Genomic DNA, 23,775 nt, shown 5'->3' on the forward strand with positions numbered 1-23,775 from the left:
CGATAAAAGATAACAAGACTATGAACGGAGACAAAACGGCTACTATATTACTGGTAGAAGATGAAGAAAATCTTCATGAAGCGTTGAAACTGAATCTTGAACTGGAAGGCTATGCCGTTACCTCCGCCTTTGACGGCGTACTGGCGATAGAAGCCATAAAGAATGAATACTTCGACCTGGTGATACTGGATATTATGCTGCCGGAAATGGATGGCATCGCCGTTGCGGAAACCATACGGCTCGGCAATAATGAAGTGCCTATTCTGATGCTCAGTGCTAAGAACACCAGTAATGATAAAGTGCTGGGACTGAAAAAAGGAGCCGATGACTACCTGACCAAACCGTTCAACCTTGAAGAGTTGTTGTTGCGGATACAAAAGCTCATCAATAAAAACCAGAAACTCCAGGACAAAAGTACCGTAGGCAATTCCTATACATTCGGAGATAATATCATCGACTTTAAAGCCCAGGAAGCCGTTACCAAATATGCCGGCAAGATACAGCTCAGCAAAAAAGAAGCGATGCTGCTGAAGCTGCTTATTGAAAACAAAAATGAAGTGGTGCCCCGCGAAAAGATCCTGCAGGCGGTATGGGGTTATAACGTTTATCCCACTACCCGCACCATCGACAATTTCATTCTTAACTTCCGGAAATATTTTGAAAAGGACAGCCGCAACCCCAAGTTCTTCCATTCTGTACGCGGTGTAGGTTATAAATACACGGAATAGAACAGCCCCGTTTCTATTGCAGGTGTCGGTTGCCTTCGTGCCCTGAAGGAGCAGCCCTGCCGGTCCCTTTTTCACCGGACTGCATACGAGTTCTACAAGGAATCAGTTACATTTGTGGTCATCGTAACTGAAAAATCTCAAAGCATGAAGCATTCAAGATGGTGCAGGCTGTTACTGGCCTGCTGTCTGGCACCTTTTATGGCAACGGCCCAGCACAACAGTAATCTCCCTGCAGATAAATGGGTAGACAGTGTATATAAAAGCCTGAGCAAGGACCAGCGCATTGCCCAGCTGATCATTGTAAGGGCCCATTCCAACAAAGGAGCCGATCATGTTGCCGCCATTGCCAATGACATAAAGAGATACAATGTGGGGGCGCTTTGTTTTTTCCAGGGCGGGCCGGTACGCCAGGCCAACCTCACCAACTACTATCAGCAACTCGCTAAAACCCCGATCATGGTCACCATTGACGGGGAATATGGCCTGGGTATGCGTTTGGACAGTGTGATCAAATTCCCCTACCAGATGACGGTGGGCGCCGTTACGGATGATGCCCTTGCTTATGAAATGGGCCAGGCGGTGGGCCGGCAGCACAAACGCCTGGGCGTGCATGTGAACTATGCTCCTGTGGTAGATATCAATAACAATCCCAATAACCCGGTTATCGGCTTCCGCTCTTTTGGCGAAGACAAGTACAAGGTAGCTCGTATGGGTGTTGCATATATGCGGGGCATGCAGGATGCCGGCATTATGGCCAGCGCCAAACACTTCCCCGGACACGGCGATGTAGCGGTGGATTCGCATCTGGACCTTCCGGTGATCAACAAAACCGTGGACCAGCTCCAAGAGCTGGAGCTCTATCCCTTTAAAGAGCTGATAAAAGCAGGCGTACAAAGCGTCATGATCGGGCATTTGTTTGTACCCTCGATCGATAATACCCCGCACCGGGGCACTTCCATCTCAAAGAACGCGGTTACCGGCCTGCTGCGGAAACAGCTGGGCTTTAACGGACTTACATTTACAGATGCACTTGAAATGAAGGGAGTGGCAAAATATTTTCCCGGCGGCACCATTGCTGTTGAAGCGCTGATAGCCGGTAACGATATGCTTTGCCTGCCCGAAAGTGTACCCGGCACCATCAAAGCGGTAAACGAAGCCATCAAAAAGAAACGGCTGGGCTGGAACGAAATTGAAGCAAAGGTGAAGCGGGTCCTTCTCGCAAAATACAATCTTGGTCTCAACCATCTTTCACCTGTCAGCACCGATCATCTTACAGAGGACCTGAATGAAACCACTGACCAGGTACGTGAAAAAATCGCCCGTCAGGCGCTCACAGTGGTGAACCTCATCAACCCGGATGGTTTCCGGAATGAATTCTTCGGACGTCCGCTGAAAGGTAAAAAGGTCGCCTATGTAGGTTTTGACGATAATGGCAATACCACGCTTGCGCAACGCCTCAGGGATGACCTGAATGCAGACATCTACTATATCCGTTATAAGGACGCCGTTGGCAAAGGCGGCACTGTTGTAAAAAAAGTGCTCGAAGGCAGGTACGATGCGGTGATCCTGGGCTTTCATGATATTGCCCTCCGTAAAGGAGCATCCAATTTTGGTATTTCGGCAACAGCGCTTCAAAACTGGCGGCAACTGAACCAGAAGAATGCGGTAACAATGGTATTCGGCAACCCCTTGTCTCTCGCAAATTTCTGCATGGCAAAATCACTGGTGGCCGCCTATGAGGATGATGCGGTGTTCCAGAACGTAGCAGCCGACTGGCTGGCATCCAAATTCAATGCAACAGGGACCCTGCCTGTAACCGTTTGTAACTGGAAATACGGGACCGGGGTCCTTCAGAAAGGATCCGCGGTCAGCTATATGCAGCCCATTGGTGACGCACGTTTTGCCGCAGTGGATTCCATCGCAGAAGAAGGCATTAAAAAAAAAGCCTATCCCGGTTGCGTGGTGCTGGCCGCTAAAGACGGCAACATTGTATACCACAAGGCTTTTGGCAATTACGAATACGATACGCTGAACCCCACTGCCCTGAACAGTATTTTTGACCTGGCCTCCGTAACAAAGGTTTCGGCAACCACTGTTTCTGTCATGAAACTGTATGAAGAGGGCAAGATCGATCTTAAAAAAAAACTGGAAGATTACCTCCCCTGGACCCGAAAGACCAGTAAGGCAAAACTCACGTTAGAAGACATCATCCTGCACCAGGCAGGGATGGTTCCCTTTATAGCTTTTTACAAAGCAACCCTGAATGCAGACGGCAGCGTTCGTTCCGATCTTTACCGGCAAGCCCCTTCAGAGGGATTTACCACGCAGGTAGCCCGGGATCTTTATATCCGTAACGATTATAAGGACAGCATCTGGAAAACGATCCTGGAAAGTCCGGTTGTGCCGCCCGGTAAAAAATATGTCTACAGCGACAATGATTTCTGGTTCCTGGGCAGGATCGTGGAAGCGATCACAAAAATGCCCCTGGAGGATTACGTACAGAAAACGTTCTACCAGCCGTTATACATGACCACTACCGGCTATCATCCGCTGGAACGCTTTCCGCTGAACCGCATCATGCCTACGGAAAAAGAAACCGGTTTCCGCAACCAGCTCATACAGGGTACGGTTCATGATGAAGGAGCGGCACTGGGTGGTGGTGTGGCAGGTCATGCCGGACTATTCTCAGATGCCTATGACCTGGGAAAACTTTACCAGATGCTGCTGAACGGCGGGGAGCTGAACGGACAACGGTTTCTGAAATGGGAAACCATCCAGTACTTTGCCGGCTACCATAGTACCATAAGCAGACGCGGCTATGGGTTCGACAAACCGGAAAAGGACAATGCCACCGCAGATGACCCTTATCCCAGCAGGTACGCATCCGCTCAGACTTATGGGCATACCGGGTTCACCGGCACCTGCGTATGGGTAGATCCCCGGTACAATATTGTTTATATCTTCCTCTCCAACAGGGTTTACCCCACACGCAACAATCCGCGCCTGGGCAGTCTCAGCATCCGCGGGCACATCCAGGATGCACTTTATAAAGCACTGATTCCGGATTTATAAGACGTTGTCCGGGAAATCAATAAACATTCCACCTTTTGGTATGTTTATTGATAAACTCGTCCTAATTAAATCCAGTACACATGAAGAAAATTTTCTTATTTGCAGCGTTCCTCGCTGCAGCAGCTGTTGCAACGGCCCAATCCAATTACAAACAGGCAATAGGTATGCGGCTTAGCACCAATACCGAATATGATGCGGTATCGGCCTCCTACAAATTTTTTGTTTCCCGTCCGGGTGCCATTGAACTGAACCTCGGTTTCGGCGATCGTCGTTACCACTATTTTGATGAGCGGAGAAATGCTCCCAGCGTAAGTTTTTCGGGCACCTACCAGCATCATTTCCCCATCAAACCCGTTCCGGGTCTTAAATGGTTTGTAGGCGGAGGTCTTGTCTTCTTCAATACCAGCTCCAAACTGGACCGCTACGATGGTTTTGGTGCCGGCATCTACCCGACAGGCGGCATTGATTACAAGTTTTCAAAGATCCCGCTGAACCTTTCCGCGGATTTCCGGCCTACCTTTCACCTAACAGCACCGGATGGCTATAACACGGTACATCCCGATGCAGTGGGAATAGCCGCCCGCTTTACCTTCTGATCTGTCGACCTGATGGTTATAGAAAAGGACCGCAGCACTGCGGTCCTTTTTTTATTCCGGAAGCCTAAACGGCGTTTTTTGAAATTGTTCCCTGCATTTTTAAACAATATGGACCGGTCTGTCAAAAAACAGTTCCGGCTACAGCCGGATTTATTGTTTTCTGGCACGGCAATCGCTTTATGATTAATGCCGGAATGCCCTGTAAACCCCATCACCGGCGGTCTGAAATGAAAACAATAATCCTATCCCTTGCATACATTGCAATTGCGGGTTGCGCCGTTGCGCAGTCCCGGTATTCCAGGGCTGTCGGCATCCGGATCAGTTCTCATACTGATTATGCCGCAGTAGCCGCCTCGTATAAATTTTATATTTCCGACCCCGGCGCCATTGAACTGAACGCGGGATTCGGGAGACGGAACCGTTACTCGATCTATGACGGTGAATACTGGTATACCACCGGTGTCTGCCTCTCGGGCGCTTATCAGCATCATTTTAAGATCACTGCGGTGGACGGTCTGAAATGGTTTGTGGGCGGAGGTTTGCTGATATTCAATTCTTTCTCCAAGCAAAACTATTATGATGGTTTTGGTACCGGTATTTTGGCCACGGGCGGGATCGATTATCAGTTTCCGGCCATCCCATTGAACCTGTCTGCGGACTTCCGCCCGGTGCTTCATATTGCAGCACCGTCGGGTTTTGGCACATTTCACGGGCACACGTTTGGCATTGCTGCACGTTATACTTTCTGACAGGGAGGCCGGTTTTCAGCCCTTTTCGGCAAGCAGTTGTTTAAATGCCGCCACATTCGAACGGGCTACAACAACAGGCGGCAGTTCAGGGTGCAATACAACCTGGTATCCGGCGGCATTGCCCTGCACCTGCATTATTTTATCAAGGTTGATAATAAAGGATCTGTGACAACGGAAAAGATGGCTGATATCCGCATTTGCCTGTGCAAAATCGTTCAACGTACTTCTTACGGTATGGGTCTGCACCCGGTTATTTGCAACAAACTGTATCAGCAGGTTATTGCCTTTTGATTCGGCGAACAAAAAATCATCCACCCCGACAGGGTGCTCCAGTCTGGGAATATTTAAATAGCCGGTTCCTGTTTTCCGGCCGGCGTCTTCCTGTTTCAGCATCTGCAGCTCTTTTAGTTGCTCGTTAAACGCTGCAACCGCCTTCAGATGATGCCTCAATAAATAATTGTGCCGTCCGAAAGTAGCGATGATGTACGGCAGGATACCAATGGCAATAGCCAGGAAAAAAGACCGGGCAAAACCCGTGTCTTCCGGCGCCAGCGTTCCCCGGAAATGGTTGATGAGCCAGATGGTAATGCCAATACTGAAGAACTGGTAGCCCATTACGATCAGTTCCTTTCCCAGGGTCCAGCTTTCCGCCCGGAACCAATCCCGGAATAGCAGCAGCCATAAGGCATTCAGGCTCATCGCCAGAAAAGCGCCCCCGGCATACACGGCAGCTGTTATATAAGCATTCCCTTCTATATTTCGTTCGCCGATCTTAAACGGTTGCAGAATGCTTAATATTAAAAAAACAACCAAGACGATACCCAATACCGTGCGGAAATAAATACGCAGGTCTCCATATCCCGGGTGTGGTTGCTTTAAGGTATTGATCAGCCTGTTCAAAAATGTGCTTTACCAACGAAAATAATATTTTTTACGGCCAAAATATCCCGCACAACCATAAAAACCGCCCTGAAGTTCATCACAGCAGCCTGTACTTCGTCACAACAACCTGCTGTCTGTCACAAACCCTTGTTATCCATCCGCAAAACAGCGCAATCGCCGATTTAGATCTTATCATTGCAGGGTCGATCTGCCGGGCTTTTAGTTCCGGCTTTTGAAAAACCCTAAACACTCGTATATGAAAAAAATCACTTATCCGCTTCTTTTGGTAATGATTGCAGTTACCGTTTTCAATTGTACTAAAAACAGGCAGGAGATCAGCACCCCTGATGCATTAACCGGCCTGTGGTCGGAGACCTCGCTTCACTACAAGGCCTATAAAGGAACGCAGGTTATAGAAGAATATACCGAAGCCACCGCAGGTGATGAACAGATAACGATACAGTTTTTTGAAGATGGCCGTTTTGAAACCTATGAGCGCAGTCTGGAGGATGGGAAATGGGAAGTAACATGGCATGCCAGGGGAACTTACATTTACACCCCCGGTACCGGAAGCCTTATTCTGGAAAACGCGGAAGCCGGGGAACATACCGAAGCAACCGTGCTGACCCTTTCCGGTCAGCAACTGGTCTTTTCGCAAACAGCGTCACCGGCATCCAATAATGCTGAAGCAGATAAAGAAACGTTCACTTTTGATTTTAAAAGGGTACCCTGAACCCACAGGATCCGTAATACAAAAACCGGGGGTCTTTTTACTGATCGTTGCCCGGAACTCATCCGGCAGGAACGGGTCCTGCGGCATATCGGCTCCGGTGCTGTAACGCTTTGTGTAAAAACGTAAAAGAAGGGAATGGCGCTCCGGAAATCCTCCCTCAAGGCAGATCCGGACCCGGGCAGCCGTTCTGGTATGCATAAATTTAAAACACAGAATCACGAAAATCCCCGCACAAGCTTTACTTTTGGGACTTTGTGAAACCAGATTTTCCTTCAACTGTTGCCGGTTCCCCGGAGCGCTTCTCGGCACTGGAAGTATGTGTTATTATTCCCACCTATAATAATGCCGCCAGTATCGGGGACGTGATCACCGGTGTGCTTCGTTTTACTACCAGTATCATCGTGGTAAACGACGGTTCCACAGATTCCACAACAGCAGTTTTGAATGCATTTCCCGGCATCACGGTAGTATCCTATATGCCCAATAAAGGCAAGGGGGTCGCCTTACGTACCGGTTTCAGGAAAGCGCTGGAGATGGGTTATAAATATGCCATTACCATCGATTCGGACGGACAGCATTTTGCAAAGGATCTGCCCCTGTTCCTTGATAAGCTGGAGCAGGAAAGTCCGGCGCTGATCATGGGCAGCCGGAATATGGAGCAAACCGCCAATGTGCCCGGCAAAAGCAGCTTCGGTCATAAATTTTCCAACTTCTGGTTCAAGGTAGAAACAGGGATCAGCTGCCCGGATACACAGACCGGGTACCGCCTGTATCCTTTGGAGCCGATCGGCCGGATGCGCCTTTTTACCCGTAAATACGAACTCGAAATAGAAGTGATCGTGCGGCTGGCCTGGGCCGGCGTTCCTGTAACCTGGGTGCCCATTACGGTTTATTACCCGCCTAAAGAGGAACGGATCACACATTTCAGACCCTTTAAGGACTTCAGCCGTATCAGTGTGTTGAATACTGTTCTGGTACTGATCACATTCCTGTACATCAAGCCACGTGATTTTTTCCGGTGGCTCTTTACAAAAAAAAACTGGAAACAGGAGCTCCGGCAGCGGCTGATCAATACAAATGAATCCACCGTTACCAAAGCCAATTCCATGGCATTTGGTGCCTTTATGGGCATTATCCCTATATGGGGCTTTCAGCTGCTGGTAGGTATACCATTGGCGCATTTTATGCGGATGAACAAAGCCTTGTTCATCCTTGCAGCCAATATCAGCATCCCCCCCATGATCCCGCTGATCGTATTTCTCAGTTACAAGATGGGCAAGCCCCTGATGCGGGGAAGGGCAATGGAACTGTCGTTCAACAAGCAACTTACATTAAAAGATATCAGTCAGAACCTGGAACAATATCTTTATGGCAGCATCCTTCTTGCGGTACTGGCCGCACTGTTATTTTGGATCCTTACTTTTTTTATTTTAAAACTCACCAGGAAACAAAAAACATCCCTGGCCAATTCAAATCCGGAATAACCGCGCGGGCATGCAACAGTTTTTTATTTCCATATATGATTTTTTAAAACCCAGGAAGGGACTGCTTTATACGCTGTTCCTTATCACGTTTCTTTTATTTCTTCTTTTGGCTTCCCGCATCACGTTTATAGAAGATGTCTATGCGATCATTCCCAAGGATAAAAAGACGGAGAAGGTTACGCAGCTTTTTGGAAATTCAAAATTTGCCGATAAACTGACGGTAATGGTGTCCTTAAAAGACACCTCAAAAACAGCGCCGGACAGCCTCGCAGCCTTTACCGACGCCCTGGCCGGTGCATTGGAAAACAACACCGCTCCTTATATCAAAAACATACGGTATAAGGTTGAGGACGATTTCACCATGGAACTGTTCCAGACCATCCAGGACCATCTTCCTGTTTTTTTATCGGAAAGCGATTACCGGAAAATGGATACGCTGATCCAGCCGGCCACCTTGAAAACCACCCTGGAAAACGACATCCGGCTGCTGAGCAGTCCGACGGGCTTTGCCCTTACCAATATCATCAGCAATGATCCCAGCGGCATTTCCTTTCTTGCGTTAAAAAAACTGCAGGAGCTGCAGGTGGACGACAATTTTGAATTGTACAGCAACCATATCATCACCCGGGATCAGAAAACCATGCTGGTGCTGATCACGCCCGGGTTTCCTGCCGGTAATACGGGCAGGAACAAATGGCTTTTTGAGACGCTTCGCCACACCATCGATTCACTCGGGCAGCATTATCCGCTGGTACAGGCACAGTATTTTGGTGGTGCACTTGTTTCCGAAGGGAATGCCGCACAACTGAAAAAAGATACACAGCTCACGCTAACCATCACCGTTCTTTTCCTGGTCTTTTTTATCAGCATTTATTTTAAAAAGAAACGCGCACCGGTGCTGATCCTGGTGCCCGTGATTTACGGAGCGGCATTTGCTCTCGGTATGATCAGTCTGCTCAAAGGCAGCATCTCGGTTATTGCCCTGGGCACCGGTTCTATTGTGCTGGGGATCGTGGTCAATTATTCCCTGCATGTTTTCAACCATTTCCGGCATACGGGCAATATGCGGCAGGTGATCAGGGACCTTTCGTTTCCGCTTACCATCGGCAGCTTCACCACCATCGCCGGGTTTCTTACCCTGCAATATGCCGCTTCCGATATGCTGAAGGACCTGGGGCTTTTCGCCGGTCTTAGTCTGATCGGTGCTGTTGTCTGCTCCCTCATCTTCCTGCCGCATTTCATCGGAACAGCCACAACACAGGACCATCACCAGTCTTCCTGGATCGACCGGATCGCCGACTTCCGGCCGGAATCGAACCGCTGGCTGATCGGAGGCATCCTGCTGCTGACCATCGTATTTGCTTTTTTTGCCCGGAACGTACAGTTTGAACCGGACATGATGGAGCTGAACTATATGTCTGCCGAAGTCAAACAATCCGAACAGCAACTGCACCGTATCAGCGGCGCGGCGCTAAAATCGGTATACCTGGTAACGGAAGGCCATGATCTGGATGAGGCCCTCCGGAAAAATGAACGGCTGCAGGAACGCATCGACCGGTTCCGGTCGGAAGGCGCCATCAGCAGTACTGCCGGTGCCGGTGCACTTTTTTTGTCGGACTCGCTGCAGCAGGCCCGCATTGCCCGCTGGAACCGTTATTGGACAGCTGAAAAGAAAACAAAACTATTGGCGGATATAAAAGCACAGGGCGTACCGCTTGGATTTAAAACAGATGCCTTCGGGTCCTTTGAGCAGTTGCTCGGCACCGACTTTAAAACAGTAGATACCGCGCAGCTTTCAGCGATCCGCAAAAGCTACCTGGACGATTATATAACGGAAACACCCGGCCATGCGACGGTGGTCACCCTGCTGAAAGTTCCCGATGCTTTTAAAAAGAACGTCATCCATGAGCTGGAAGCCGGTAATACAGCGATCGTGCTGGACCGTCAGTATCTTACCGCAAGACTGACACAAATGGTAAACGAAGATTTCAACCGGATCGCCTGGATCGTTTCCATACTGGTGGCCGTGGTCCTGTTCCTCACCTTCGGACGTATTGAGCTGATGCTGATGGCATTCATCCCCATGCTCATCAGCTGGGTCTGGATCCTTGGGATCATGGGAATGGCGGGCATCAAATTCAACCTGGTGAATATCATCGTATCCACCCTGATCTTCGGGCTGGGAGATGATTACAGCCTGTTTGTTATGGATGGTTTATTATCCGAATACAAGACGGGGAAAAAACTACTGGGTTCCTATAAATCCTCCATCATCATCTCTGCCATTACCACCGTTGCCGGACTGGGGGTACTGGTTTTTGCAAAACACCCCGCATTGCGCTCCATTGCTTTTATTTCAGTAACAGGTATTATCTGCGTGGTACTGATGGCTCAGGTACTGATCCCGTTCTTTTTTTCGCTGCTGATAAAAAGCCGTGTCAAAAAACACTTCCATCCCTGGACCCTGTGGAGCTGGCACCGCTCCTCGTTCTCCTTCGTTTACTTTGCATCCACCAGTGTCTTATTGACCCTTGTGGGGCTTTTCCTGGTAAGATTGAACCCTTTCAACCGGAAAAAAGGAAAATACCTTTACCACATCCTGCTTTCAAAATTTTGCATGTCCGTGCTCTACATCATGGGCAATTTCCGGAAGAAGATCATCAATCCGGACAATGAAAAATTCACCAAACCGGCGGTGGTCATTGCCAACCATCAATCCTTTTTAGACATTCTGAAGATGGCCATGCTGAACCCAAGACTCATCCTGCTCACCAATCAATGGGTATGGAAATCGCCGGTCTTTGGCTGGGCCATCCGTATGGCTGATTTTTATCCGGTAGCGAACGGGATCGAGAACAGCGTGCCGCTTCTGAAGCAGCTTGTGGATGAGGGTTACTCGATCGTTGTTTTTCCGGAAGGAACACGAAGTACCCGTCCGCCCATAAAGCGGTTTCACAAAGGCGCTTTCTTCCTGGCCGAAAAGTTACAACTGGATATTGTACCCGTATTACTGCACGGATTGGGATATACCATGACAAAGGGCGACTATCTTCTTAAGAACGGTCCGGTAACTGCCGCGTATTTACCTAGGATCAGGGCGACCGATACCAGCTGGGGCACGAATTACCAGGAACGTACCAAAGCGGTTTCGCGGTATTTTAAAGAACAGCACCTGCAGCTGACCCGTGAGCTGGAGCAACCGAAATATTTTAAAGAGCACCTCTTTTTTAATTATATCTATAAGGGACCGGTACTGGAATGGTACCTGAAGATCAAACTGAAACTTGAAAATTATTACCAGCCTTTTCATGAACTGATGCCCGCTTCGGGCAACATCCTGGATCTCGGTTGCGGATATGGCTTTATGAGTTATATCCTGTACTGGAGCAGCCAGGAACAACGGCGCCTTACCGGCGTGGATTATGATGAAGAGAAGATTGCTACGGCCGCGCATTGTTTCAGCAGGACGGAGGAGGTCCGGTTCGTTCATGCAGACATCACCCGATTTGTATTTGAAACCTACGACGGGATCATCATCAGTGATGTGCTGCACTACCTGCAACCCGAGCAACAGGTGGCCGTGATGGAAAAGGCCATCCGCAGTCTGAGACCTGGTGGGGTGCTGGTCATCCGCGAGGGTGATAAGGACCTGAAGGAGAAACATAAGGGAACGAGGCTGACCGAATTTTTTTCCACCAAAGTGTTTTCCTTCAACAAAACCGCCAATGAGCTTTATTTCCTGTCGGGGCAACTGATCGAACAACTGGCCATACAGCACCAGCTTTCTTTTGAAAGGATCGATCAGACGAAGTACACCTCGAACGTGATCTGGGTACTGCGAAAAGAAACGGACAATGTTTGACACCCTTATCATAGGAAGCGGACTGGGCGGCCTTTTGTGTGGCAGCATCCTTGCAAAGCAGGGGCATAAGGTTTGTGTGATCGAAAAGAACAAACAACTCGGCGGCAACCTGCAGACCTTTTCAAGAAATAAACAGCTTTTTGATACCGGGGTTCACTATATCGGCGGACTGGACAAGGGCCAGAACCTGCACCAGATCTTCAAATACGTAGGGATCATGGACCGGTTGCGGATAGAAAAAATGGACACGGATTTTGATCATATCCTCATCGGGAATGACCCGAAGACCTATGTTCAGAGCCAGGGCTACGGATCCTTTATAAAGAACCTGGTAGCCGACTTTCCGGAAGAAGAAACGGCCATCACCCGCTATTGCGACCTGGTTAAAGAAGTATGCAGCAGGTTTCCATTGTATCATTTAACGCTGGACGATACCATCTCGAAAGATGCCGTGCTCGGCCTCAGCGCCAAAGAGACCATCAGCGCCCTCACTTCCAATAAAAAATTACAGGCGGTGCTGGCGGGCAATAACCTGCTCTATTCCGGTGTGGCAGAGAAAACACCGTTTCATGTACATGCCCTGATCGTGAACAGCTATATCGAAAGCAGCTGGAAATGCATTGACGGCGGCTCACAGATCGCCAAATTGCTGGCCGCTGAAATACGGAAACACCAGGGCACCATCATCCGCAACTGTGCCGTTGAAAAAATCGTGGAGACCGGTGGCATTATTTCACATGTGGAAACGGAAGACGGTCAGGTTATCTGCGCCCGGCATTTTATTTCCAATATCAGTCCGGCGGAAACACTGAACAGGACCAGCTCTCATCTGTTAAAAGCTGCTTACCGCAACCGCATCAGCAGTCAGCCCAATACCGTGGCGTCTTTTTCACTATACGGCGTGCTGGAGCCGGGAACCATTGCCTGCCCCAACCACAATTATTATTTCCATAAAGAAGGGGCATTATGGCATCTGAATGATTATACGGAGCAGAACTGGCCCCTGGGCTACGGGCTGTATTTTTCACCCGACCGGAAGAACAAAAAATTTGCCGCTGCGGTTTCCATTTTAACACCGATGCGCTCCGGTGATGTAAAGCAATGGGAAAATACCTATAACCGGGTGGGAAAAGAAAAAGAACGCGGCCGGTCCTATGAACGATTTAAACAATCCAGGATCAACCAGCTGCTGGATCTTGTAAAAGAGCGGTTCCCGGAACTGGTAGCACATATCCGGCACAGTTATGCAGCCACCCCGCTTACCAACCGGGATTATATCGGCAGTGAAGACGGCAGTATGTACGGCATTCAAAAAGACTTTAACGACCCGTTGAAAACGGTCATCAGCCCCCGCACCAAGCTCCCGAACTTGTTTTTAACAGGACAAAACCTCAATTTACATGGAATTTTGGGAACTTCGCTCAGTGCGGTACTCACCTGTACCTTGTTGCTAAACGACAACACACTGGTTGATAAAATAAGAAATGCTTAAACGGAGTAAATTTTTAAGAAGACTATTACGGGTTCTGGCCGTTACCGTTTTATTGTTCGGTCTGTTCTTTGCGTACCTGGTATGGGTGTCTGATATTCCAGCGCCCAAAATAAAAGATACGGCCGCCCTGCAATTACAACGGCAGCAGCCGGACAGCGGCCTGTATACCATCAATAACAGCTGGTTCCGTAAAAGCAACTCCGGCTTATACGAACTGTATGCCGAAGGAACGCCTTTTGAGCGGGGGGTGATCAACGGCAAACTGAGCAAAGAGCTGGTACAACTGCAGGAAGATTATTTCAGTGCCCAGATCAATAAGCTGGTGCCTTCAAAATTCTACCGCCATTTCCTAAAATATTTTATCGGTTTTTTTAACCGGAAGCTGCCCGACTATGTAACGGAAGAATACAAGGAAGAGATCTATGGCGTTTCCCGGTCGGCTTCTGATAACTATGGTTATATCGGCGATAAATACCAGCGTATCCTTAATTACCACTCCGCACACGATATCGGGCATGCACTCCAAAACCTGGCACTCGTGGGCTGCACCTCGTTTGGTACCTGGGGTACCGCTTCGGAAGACAGCTCCCTGATCATCGGAAGGAATTTTGATTTTTACGTGGGAGATGATTTTGCGAAGAACAAGATCGTGGCATTCATCAACCCTTCCTCCGGCTATAAATTCATGAGTGTGACCTGGGGCGGGTTTACAGGGGTGGTTTCGGGGATGAATGAGAAAGGACTTACCGTAACCATCAATGCTGCTAAAAGCAGTTATCCCACAGGCGCCGCAACCCCTGTGTCATTGGTAGCCCGGGAGATCGTGCAATACGCGCAGAACATTCGTGAAGCACTGGCTATTGCCGGAAAACGAAAGATGTTTGTATCGGAATCCTTCCTGGTAGGGTCTGCAGCAGACGGCAAAGCCGTGATCATTGAAAAAACACCGGATTCGCTTGCGGTATACGATCCTGGTAAAAATGCGATTCAATGTACCAATCATTTCCAGAGCGCTGAATTCTGGAATTCGGCGCCCAACAGGGAAATGCGTGATAAAAGCTCTTCGGTATACCGCTACAACCGGCTGAATCAACTGTTAACCCAAAACGGAAAAAACTCCGTGCAAAAGACAATCGCAGTGCTCCGGGATTATAAAGGAATAAATAATGCAGATATCGGACTGGGAAATGAGAAAGCCGTTAACCAGTTTATCGCGCATCACTCCATTGTATTCGAACCACAGAAGCTGCTGGTCTGGGTCTCTACTTCTCCCTGGCAGCTGGGACCTTTTGTTTGCTATGATCTTAACAAAGTGTTTTCCTTACAGGGAATGAAAACAAACCGGGAAATTAACGAGCCGCAATTGGCCTTCCCTGCCGATCCGTTCATTTATACCCCTCAGTTCAAACACTTTGAGCAGTTCCGCAATTACCAGGCAAAGGTCCGGGACGGCGAAACCATTAACCCGGATAGTCTGGTAGCAGAAAATCCCACTTTTTACAACAGCTATATCCTGGCAGGAGACTATTGCTTTAAGAAAAAGGAGTATTCAAAAGCCGCCCGCTTTTATCAAAAATCGCTGACGCTTGAGATCGCCAATCATGGCGAACAGGAACATGCCCGGAGCCAGTTAAAAAAAGCACTGCATAAAACTGAAAACTGACCTGTTCTTTCACATCATCACAGGCTCGCTGTTTAGTGCCTGTGCCGATAATTTAAAATAGGTCTCAAGCCGTGATGCCGCTTCTGCAGTTCCGTTCTCCTGTTCCATCATGCTGCCCATATGCTGTACGGAGGTCCTGACCGTTGCCTGGTCAGCTGTTCTAATGGCACTCAAAAGTTTTTGTGCGGTCAGTTTTCTAAACCGTATATGCGTTCCCCAGCCTTTTTTTTCAATGAACCTGCCCCAGACCGGCTGATCACCGAAGATGGACACTACAACTACGGGAAGTCGAGCACGGAGTGCGGCCCCGATCGTTCCGATTCCTCCATGAATAACCGCCAGCTTGCATTGCGGGAACAACCAGGAATGAGCTGCTGCTTTTATTATCAAAAGCCGGTCATCTTCAGGCAGTGCAACCGGTTGGCTCCAGCCCTGGCAGAAAATATACCGTTCTTCCGTATTGCGCAGCAGGTATTCCAGGATCGTATAAAAGAGCTCAGGGTCCGGAACAGGGATACTCCCAAAGCCGATATAGACGGGTGGCGCTCCCTGCCCCAGCCAGTCACTGATCATGGCTGCAGGATCGATTCCTGCTGATCCTTCTTTTGTTTCCGGCAGTTTTAAAAAACCGGTGATGGCAGCTTCCGCAGGCCAGTCGGAAGGCCGTTGAATAAGGAAACGGCTGAATGCATGTAGCTGTAAAATCTGCTGTTCATCCATCTTTTTCAGCAATGATTTTTCAAGCGGCTGTAGTTTTAATATTGCCCGCTGTGCCTGCACTTCTTTTTTATTCTCCTTCCAGAAAAGCCAGCGCATGAGCCGATATGTAAACCTGTTATAGACAGGAGTATCAAAAAAATGAAGTGCCATGTAAGGGAAGGCGGCTGTAGGCACTGAAGGAATGGTTAGCTGAACAACCGCCCAGGGTTTTTTCAGTTTTTCCGCTACTGAAAATACCCATACCATTGTAAGCGGTGTTGCGATAAGCACATCAAAAGCCGCGCAGTAATCGACCATTTTTTCCAGAATCCGCTCCTGTTCCGGTTGCATTAGCTTCCGCAGTTCACGAAGGTATGCGATCACATTGCCGGATCTGAGGATCCCGGTCATTTCGGAAGACTGCAGCATTTTCTGCGTATTCCCGGGAAGCGCATAAAAAGGAATTCCGTATGACCGTACAAAATCGGAAAAATTCTCATTTCCGGCAATTCCCACGGTGTTTCCCCGGCCGGTCAGTTCCTGTGCCAGTGCGATATAGGGTTGTACATCCCCCCTGGAACCGAAAGTAATGATACCATAATGCATGTGCTGTAATTGGGTTAGTTTGAAAAAAATGCAATTCAAGGGTTGCAATCAGGGGTAAAAATAGTATTTATTCATTATTTTATATAAAAAATAATTTTTATATAAAATAATTCTCAATGAAGAGCAAGCCAGCCGGTCAGTCAGTTCTGTTTTTTTGCGCTTGTGTGCCGGGTAGATCTGCTGCTTTAGCTCCTATGATTTTTATCAGAGCGCATACCGGGAAAAACAATCACGGTGCGGAGTGGTCAAAATAAATAGCCCAGGCCTGCTCCAAAACCGGTGCTGGTAGTGGTCACCCAGTTCAGACGGGTTTCCACAGTACGCCCATCGGTATAATAGGCTTTATCCGTGCCGTTCCAGGCATCGGCATGCATCAGCTGGTAGTACGCCATCACCCGTATTTTCTGCTTCAGGCTGTAGCCCATCTCCACCCTGCCTTTAAGCTGATATCCCCCTGTATTGTGCCGGAAACTTACGGGCTTGGCAAATTCCTCGATCAGGTTCCATAAGGCCGTAGCCCTGTAGTTTAAAAGCCCTCCGGAGCAACCCAACCGTATATCAAACTGTTCAAAGGCACCCGAGGCATCCACCCCTGCCTGTGCTCCCATCCATGTTGTATTATAAGAGCTGTGCAATCCGGCTTCATTTGCTCCATCCCCGATGATCAGCGCTTCCTGCTTTTGTAATGTATATCCTATAAAGGGGCGGATAGTAAAGCCGGATAGTTTTCCGGCATTGTAATTTACAGCGACATCCAGTAACAGTTCCTTTCCGCCGCTGTTAAATTGTTCGTTATAATAATTGTTCTGCCGGTCATCATCCGCATAGTCCCTGTCGATCACCCTCCCTTTTTTAACAGCATGGTATCCGCCATTAAGTTCAACACCCCATTTGTTGTTAAAATAATACCGGCTGCCCGCGCTCCACAGCGGTCCTCTTAACCGGTGCCAGATCAACTCCGATAAGATATCCGGGTCCTTGCCATTCGCATTACCGGCTATGGACCAATGCAGATCGGCCTCGCTGTAACCGGCAGACAGCCAGATCTCGTTTTTCTGTGCAGACAAATAAAATACACTGCCGCATTGTAATAACAGACAGATAAAGAAAATCTTTGTGTGATACATACAAAATAAAATTACCGGTTTCCGTGTACATCTTAAAACAGGTACCCGGCAGGATCAGCTAGCTGCCGGGTACCTTCCGGTACAAAATTGCGATTCGTTATTTCGGATAAACGGTGGCAATAAATGATTTGTCGGTACTGGAAAGCACCGTATTCCAGCCCACCGAAAAATTACCGATGGTTAATTCCTCCTCTATCGGGTAATGCATAATAGAAGCCCGGTCATAGGTGCTGTAGTTTGTTTCGGAGGTCGAATATTTCTGGAAAAGATTTACATCCACCTGCTGCGTTGTCCAGCCCTGTGTTTGTTTATAGTATTCATATACCTTGGGTTTATCCCAGGGGATACCTGCAAGGGGATGCTGATGTTCGTGGATCAGGCCCAGGGCATGCCCAAATTCGTGGATCGCCGTACGGCTGAATTCTTCATCCGGCGTGGTGTTATCGAACCATCCGAAGTTCATGGTGGCCTTACCGCCTTTTATGGCATAGGCATCGGTACCTATATACGACCAGGAGCCACCGGGAGAGAAACTCACGCGGATAGTAGCCTTCCGGTCATTGGTAACAAAATTGAACTTCACATTGGCATAGGTCTCCCACTGTCTTGCAAACTGGATGACCTTGTTTCTTACAAAGGTGGTGCCTCCGTTCAGGCTCACGGTGATCGTGCTTCCGTTGGGCCATTGCTTCGCTTTAATGGTGGCACCTCTTGGCGATGTTCCATCCGGGTAAAGCTCGGTGCATACTTTCAGGTTTAGAAATTCGGGAGAAATGGATGCGGCTGCCTCGGGCGTGGGCTGGCTTTGTTCATTTACTCCGCTTTTCTGACAGGCGGTAAAAGCGCCGCTGGCAAACAACACCAACGCTGCAATTTTGATTTGCTTCATAATTCGGATATTTGATTTGGTGAATAATACACATAGCGGGGCGGTCAGCGGTTGCGTGGAAATTGACACAGGGGCATAGCGGGTCACTCAGGTTCTTTCTCATGTAAATCACATTGTGTTACTTACAACAAACTTTGTTGTAACGGATTAAAGGTATTCATATAAAAGCATGATAAATATACGATGCCGCTTTTAAAAAAAAGCCCGTTTTTCTTTTTTTGACTGCGATTAAGTTCCCCGGCAGGACCGGCTATATCCACAGGATGCAGCCGGCCGCAGGCAGCCATTTGTTTTACAGCCAAATGTCCATCCTGCGACCCACGGATCGGCCAAAACAGGGTTTTTTACCCAATTCCCAAAAGTTTTTTACTTTTACACTGTATAAATCGGATTTCGGATCATGAAAGTAACAAACAAATTCCAGGTCATCACCCTGATGATACTGATCGCTGCATTAAGCCGCATACTCCCCCATCCCTATAATTTTACCCCTTTGGTAGCCATGGCGCTGTTCAGCGGGGCCACGTTTGATAAAAAATGGATGGCGTATATAATGCCCCTGCTGGCTTATTTACTTTCGGATCTTGTAATGAGTCTTTCCGGCGCAAGGGGGTTTTATGGCATCAGTCAGCTCTTTGTGTACGGCGGAATGATCCTGGTAACGGCGCTTGGTACCACGCTTCGTCAGCCCAAGGCGTTAAAGCTCCTGGGTTATTCGCTCACCGGTTCCGCTATTTTCTGGATCGTATCCAATTTTGGCGTATGGGTAGCCAGTGGTATTGCCGGCAGCATTGAATATGAGCCGGGACTTACCCTGGGCATGACCTACCTGAGAGCGCTTCCGTTTTACAACCAGTTCAGCAATCAGCTGTTCCTGGGCGCCTTTGGTGGTGATCTGTTCTATACAGCAGTGCTATTTGGTGTTTATGCACTGGCGCAAAAGCGCCTTCCTTCTCTCCGGTATTCAAAAGCCTGATATATAAATCTAAATCATGAAAGCATGAATCGACCATTCATGCTTTTTTTATGTGCAAACGGTTGCAGCAATAGCAGTTAACAGGAATAATTTCCCTATTTTTAGAGCCATTAATTCATTTTAAACGATTTGTAATGGCAGGAACAAATTCCAATTCCCAAAACATATTGCTACCATTAGCTACGATCTGCGGACTTTTTTTCATTTTCGGATTTGTCACCTGGGCGAATGCTCCTTTAATTCCTTTTTTTAAATTATCATTTGGATTATCGGATACGCAGGCCTTTCTAGTAACTTTTTCCTCCTATATTGCTTATTTCTTTCTTGCGCTGCCTTCTTCCTGGATCCTGAAAAAAACAGGTTTTAAAAATGGCCTCATCCTGGGGTTGATTGTTTTGGCGCTTGGATCGCTGATCTTTATCCCGGCGGCCCGGTCCAGATCATTTGAGCTTTTTTTGGGCGGTATTTTTGTTCAGGGAGCTGCGCTCGCATTACTGCAAACAGCGGCCAATCCCTATCTGTCTATTATCGGACCTATCGAAAGTGCTGCCAAGCGCATCAGCATGGCCGGCATCTGTAACAAATTCGCCGGAATGATTGTACCCTTTATTATGGGGGCGCTGTTCATGAAAAATGCCGCCGAAACTGAAGCTAAAATCACTGCAGCAACCGGTTCAGAAAAAGAACAATTACTGAGCGATGTTTTAGCACGTGTTAATACTCCTTATATCGTATTGGCTGTTGTATTTGTGCTGTTTGCATTACTGATTAAAACGCTCCATCTTCCGGAAGTGAACCCGGAAGAAGATGTAGTGGATGAAGCCAGCGGCGAAGTTGTTCATCATAAAAGTGTCTTTCAGTTTCCCCACCTGTTCCTGGGTGCACTTTGTATTTTTGTTTATGTGGGTGCAGAAGTAATGGCGGGAGATGTGATCGGCATTTATGGAAAGGAACTGGGTATTCATGCGGATGTGGCTAAATATTTGTCCTCATTAACGCTTGGCGGAATGTTGCTGGGCTATGTGGTCGGTATTTTTACAATCCCTAAATTGATTTCGCAGCAGTTCGCCCTCCGGATCTGTGCCCTGCTGGGAATAGCATTTTCCATTATTGCCTACTTCGGTTCCGGCTACACATCCGTTATCTTTATTGCGTTACTGGGACTTGCCAATTCACTCATGTGGCCGGCAATCTTCCCGTTGGGAATTAGTCATTTGGGTAAATTTACCAAAACCGGTTCGGCCATTATGATCATGGGTATCGCCGGTGGCGCCATTCTTCCCTTAACGTATGGTTATATTAAGGACCATTTGGGTGTTAACTTTCAGTTAGCCTATTTTATACTGGTACTTCCCTGTTACCTCTACATCCTGTACTTTGCCGTAAGCGGCCATAAGGTAGGACTGAGCAGATTGAAAAAATAATTGCTGCGCGCAATGCGCAGGCAAGCCCTGTAAGGTTTCAGAAAAGCCTTGCAGGGCTTTTATCTGGATGCAAACAGCAGTTCGCAGGGCTTTAAACCGGTTAATCTTTTAAACGCAGTGCTGAAATGGGATATGGAAGAATAGCCCAGCATCATGGATACATCCGTTACGCTTAACCCCTTTTCATAAAGCAGGTATTTGGCGTGTTCCATGCGCTGGTTCTGATAGAAATCAAAGATCGTGGAGCCGTACATTTCCTTAAAGCCTTTTTTTAGATAGCATTCATTCATGGCTACTTTGCGGCTCAGCTCTTTAATGGTAATGGGTTCGCCGATATGTTTGATCAGGATCTCCCGGGCCTTTTCCACTTTGTCCTTATCCGCCTCATTCGAGAGGAATTTACAGCTGATCACTTCCAGTTCCTTATCATCGGCCATGGAGTCCATGGTCAGCAGCAGCAGCATCTGCAGCTGTGCATTTACATAGATGTTCTCCAGCGTACCGTTATAGCTGTGCCCCAGCAGGCCTTCAATCACTGTTTTTGTTTTACAGCACAAAGGAAGGGTGCGGGTAAAGGAAAGTTTATGTTTGAACTTCAGCAGCGAGTCGCTGAAACTGTTGCTGGTTCTCGATTTGATGAATTGCGAAAGGTGCGATGGGGTGAACTGAACACTCACTACATCTACGCTATCGGTACTGTCTGCACAGTCTTTCGGCCGGCCCGCCGTACAGTTGCTGCAGTCTTGCCTGGCACAATACATGTTGCCGGCGAGGCAGAACTTCAGTTTCAGGTTATTTTCTTTGGGCTTCTGACTGTTGTACTCATACACCAGCATTCCCATATCTTCTGTTAAAATATTTACCGAACGGCTGAAGCGCTTGATCTCGTATTGAACAGCCCCCGGGATCTGGTGTACCCGGTGCGAGACCAGCTCCAGGGAAGCCGACTGATCCAAGTCCTTGAAACTTAATCTTATAATTTCTTCTGTTGCACTCATAACACGGAGCCAAAGGTATCTCCAATACCTGAAAAAGCCAACTATTGAATGTCAATTAATCGTAATAATAACTGATTTGCAACCTATTACTAAAAAAAATAATTACAATTAATTGTTGAATGTCTAAATTTGCGCCATTATTTAATATTGGTTGATTCTGTAAGTACATGATCCATTTTAACTCATATATACATCCGGATGCAAAAGTTGCAAGGAATGTAAAAATAGACCCGTTTACTGTAATCCATCAGGATGTTGAGATTGGTGAAGGTACCTGGATCGGCTCAAATGTAACCATCCTGGAAGGCACCCGTATTGGAAAGAACTGCAAGATATTTCCCGGAACCGTTATCGGATCAGAACCCCAGGATAAAAAATTTGAAGGCGAAAAGACAACCGTGGAGATCGGCGACGACTGCGTGATCCGTGAATTTGTAACCATCCACCGGGGCACCAGCGACCGCTGGAAGACCGTGGTGGGCAAAGGTTGCTGGATCCTGGCTTACAGTCATATCGGCCACGACTGTGTCATCGGCGACTATTGCACGCTGAGCAACAGCACACAGATCGCGGGGCATGTGGTACTGGGCAGTCATGTGGGTTTTGGCGGTGTTTGCGCCGTTCACCAGTTTGTAAAAATAGGCTCCTATGCCTTTATCAGCGGGGGATCGCTGGTAAGCAAGGATGTACCTCCTTATATCAAAGCAGCCCGCCAGCCGCTGAGCTATGCCGGCATTAATTCAGTAGGACTGAAGCGGAATGGCTACTCTGTAGATAAGATCAATCATATCCTGGATATTTACCGTACGATCTACAACCGTGGGTTGAATGTTACCCAGGCGGTACAGCTGCTGGAAGAAGAATTTCCCGTAACTGACGAGCGGGACGAGATCCTCACCTTTGTTCAGGAAAGCACACGTGGTATCATTAAACGATATACCAAAGGGAATGGCGATGACGATAGCCTTGAATAAGGCTGGCAAGCGGTTCAACCGTGACTGGATCTTCAGGAACCTCTCCTTCCGGTTTGAATCCGGGAACAGTTATGCCATCATCGGTTCAAACGGCTCCGGGAAAAGTACCCTCCTGCAGGTCCTCAGCGGTACCATGCACGTGAACGAGGGAAGCTGTACCTGGGCAGACCGTCAACCCGTTCCAACAGAAAAAGTATACCGGCAGATCGCCTATTGCGCACCCTACCTGGAAGTGATCGAAGAAATGACCCTCCTGGAGTTCCTGGAATTTCACGGAAAGTTCAAACCCTTTATTGCCGGAATGACGGCCCGGAAGATCATTGAAGAACTGGGATTGCAGGCTGCCGCACACAAACGCATCCAGCTCTTCTCCAGCGGTATGAAACAGCGGGCCAAACTGGCGCAATGTATTTATTCAGACACCCCCGTTGTACTGCTGGATGAGCCCTGCACCAACCTCGACCAGCAGGGTATTGAACTGTACTATACACTTATTGAAAAATACTGCACCAACCGGCTGGTGATCGTAGGCAGTAATGATGAGGTGGAATATAAATTCTGCAAACAGCGCCTCAGCATCATGGATTACAAATCCTTTTGATTTTTTTTACCCGGCTTCAGCACTCCTGTCAGCAACGGTTGTGTCACTCACTTCATCGTCCGGTACAATACCCGGCATCCCCGGCAATACAGGGCACTTTTGCCAGAACCACCATGGCGAATTCGTACAATGGAATAAAGACGCAGGTACTACTGGTTGCACTATATGCCAGTTAACAAGCCTGTTCATTTCGCATTGCAACCAGATAACGCAGCGCAGC

18 protein-coding genes are annotated in these 23,775 nt (G+C 48.1%); 13 read left to right on the forward strand and 5 right to left on the reverse strand.

The annotated features are described in order from the left end of the window. Positions 1-20: 20 nt before the first annotated feature. From K7B07_RS07630 to K7B07_RS07645, 4 genes are all read left to right on the forward strand, one after another. The gene (locus tag K7B07_RS07630; RefSeq protein WP_223708683.1) at positions 21-728 is read left to right on the forward strand and encodes a response regulator transcription factor; all 708 of its coding nucleotides are present in this window, start codon (positions 21-23) and stop codon (positions 726-728) included. Between the two features lie 144 nt (positions 729-872). Beyond that, a complete protein-coding gene (locus tag K7B07_RS07635; protein WP_223708684.1) occupies positions 873-3,800 on the forward strand; it encodes a serine hydrolase domain-containing protein in 2,928 nt (975 codons plus the stop codon). An 80-nt stretch (positions 3,801-3,880) separates the two neighbouring features. Further along, the gene (locus tag K7B07_RS07640) at positions 3,881-4,396 is read left to right on the forward strand and encodes a hypothetical protein (protein WP_223708685.1); all 516 of its coding nucleotides are present in this window, start codon (positions 3,881-3,883) and stop codon (positions 4,394-4,396) included. Positions 4,397-4,623: 227 nt separating this feature from the next. Further along, positions 4,624-5,145: a hypothetical protein gene (locus K7B07_RS07645; RefSeq protein WP_223708687.1), complete on the forward strand. Its 522-nt coding sequence runs from the start codon at positions 4,624-4,626 to the stop codon at positions 5,143-5,145. Positions 5,146-5,160: 15 nt separating this feature from the next. On the opposite strand, the gene K7B07_RS07650 is transcribed toward K7B07_RS07645, so the two are convergent. Continuing rightward, positions 5,161-6,045 (reverse strand): LytTR family DNA-binding domain-containing protein, encoded by an 885-nt coding sequence (locus K7B07_RS07650; protein WP_223708688.1) that lies wholly within the window; start codon positions 6,043-6,045, stop codon positions 5,161-5,163. A 238-nt stretch (positions 6,046-6,283) separates the two neighbouring features. On the opposite strand from K7B07_RS07650, the gene K7B07_RS07655 reads away from it, so the two are divergent. The 5 genes from K7B07_RS07655 (at position 6,284) to K7B07_RS07675 (ending at position 15,261) form a co-directional block, all read left to right on the forward strand. Beyond that, complete coding sequence (locus K7B07_RS07655) at positions 6,284-6,760, forward strand: hypothetical protein (protein ID WP_223708689.1); 477 nt, start codon at positions 6,284-6,286, stop codon at positions 6,758-6,760. A 254-nt stretch (positions 6,761-7,014) separates the two neighbouring features. After that, on the forward strand, positions 7,015-8,244 hold the full coding sequence (locus K7B07_RS07660) for a DUF2062 domain-containing protein (protein WP_223708690.1): 1,230 nt from the start codon (positions 7,015-7,017) through the stop codon (positions 8,242-8,244). A gap of 10 nt (positions 8,245-8,254) precedes the next feature. Then, complete coding sequence (locus K7B07_RS07665; RefSeq protein WP_223708691.1) at positions 8,255-12,106, forward strand: 1-acyl-sn-glycerol-3-phosphate acyltransferase; 3,852 nt, start codon at positions 8,255-8,257, stop codon at positions 12,104-12,106. Beyond that, a complete protein-coding gene (locus K7B07_RS07670) occupies positions 12,099-13,598 on the forward strand; it encodes a phytoene desaturase family protein (RefSeq protein WP_223708692.1) in 1,500 nt (499 codons plus the stop codon). The genes K7B07_RS07665 and K7B07_RS07670 overlap by 8 nt, the downstream gene beginning before the upstream one ends. Further along, positions 13,591-15,261, forward strand: a complete 1,671-nt coding sequence (locus tag K7B07_RS07675) for a C45 family autoproteolytic acyltransferase/hydrolase (protein WP_223708693.1) — start codon at positions 13,591-13,593, stop codon at positions 15,259-15,261. The genes K7B07_RS07670 and K7B07_RS07675 overlap by 8 nt, the downstream gene beginning before the upstream one ends. Before the next feature lie 9 nt (positions 15,262-15,270). On the opposite strand, the gene K7B07_RS07680 is transcribed toward K7B07_RS07675, so the two are convergent. From K7B07_RS07680 to K7B07_RS07690, 3 genes are all read right to left on the reverse strand, one after another. Beyond that, positions 15,271-16,566 carry a glycosyltransferase gene (locus K7B07_RS07680; protein ID WP_223708694.1) on the reverse strand — a complete coding sequence of 432 codons (1,296 nt, stop codon included), beginning with the start codon at positions 16,564-16,566 and terminating at the stop codon, positions 15,271-15,273. 245 nt (positions 16,567-16,811) lie between these two features. Further along, complete coding sequence (locus K7B07_RS07685) at positions 16,812-17,693, reverse strand: hypothetical protein (protein ID WP_223708696.1); 882 nt, start codon at positions 17,691-17,693, stop codon at positions 16,812-16,814. A gap of 97 nt (positions 17,694-17,790) precedes the next feature. Beyond that, the gene (locus K7B07_RS07690) at positions 17,791-18,582 is read right to left on the reverse strand and encodes a M12 family metallopeptidase (RefSeq protein WP_223708698.1); all 792 of its coding nucleotides are present in this window, start codon (positions 18,580-18,582) and stop codon (positions 17,791-17,793) included. A gap of 400 nt (positions 18,583-18,982) precedes the next feature. On the opposite strand from K7B07_RS07690, the gene K7B07_RS07695 reads away from it, so the two are divergent. Next, complete coding sequence (locus tag K7B07_RS07695; RefSeq protein WP_223708699.1) at positions 18,983-19,558, forward strand: DUF6580 family putative transport protein; 576 nt, start codon at positions 18,983-18,985, stop codon at positions 19,556-19,558. Positions 19,559-19,692: 134 nt separating this feature from the next. Continuing rightward, positions 19,693-20,982: a sugar MFS transporter gene (locus K7B07_RS07700; RefSeq protein ID WP_223708701.1), complete on the forward strand. Its 1,290-nt coding sequence runs from the start codon at positions 19,693-19,695 to the stop codon at positions 20,980-20,982. Positions 20,983-21,041: 59 nt separating this feature from the next. On the opposite strand, the gene K7B07_RS07705 is transcribed toward K7B07_RS07700, so the two are convergent. Continuing rightward, entirely contained in the window at positions 21,042-21,980 is a 939-nt protein-coding gene (locus K7B07_RS07705) for a helix-turn-helix domain-containing protein (protein WP_223708702.1), read from the reverse strand. Between the two features lie 167 nt (positions 21,981-22,147). On the opposite strand from K7B07_RS07705, the gene lpxA reads away from it, so the two are divergent. Together lpxA and K7B07_RS07715 are read left to right on the forward strand one after the other, a co-directional pair. Beyond that, positions 22,148-22,954 (forward strand): acyl-ACP--UDP-N-acetylglucosamine O-acyltransferase, encoded by an 807-nt coding sequence (gene lpxA, locus K7B07_RS07710; RefSeq protein ID WP_223708704.1) that lies wholly within the window; start codon positions 22,148-22,150, stop codon positions 22,952-22,954. Next, positions 22,929-23,555 (forward strand): ABC transporter ATP-binding protein, encoded by a 627-nt coding sequence (locus K7B07_RS07715; protein ID WP_223708706.1) that lies wholly within the window; start codon positions 22,929-22,931, stop codon positions 23,553-23,555. Before lpxA ends, K7B07_RS07715 begins: the two co-directional genes overlap by 26 nt. The last annotated feature ends 220 nt before the right edge of the window (positions 23,556-23,775 follow it).

The sequence above is a fragment of the Niabella beijingensis genome (genome assembly GCF_020034665.1).
Classification (GTDB): domain Bacteria; phylum Bacteroidota; class Bacteroidia; order Chitinophagales; family Chitinophagaceae; genus Niabella; species Niabella beijingensis.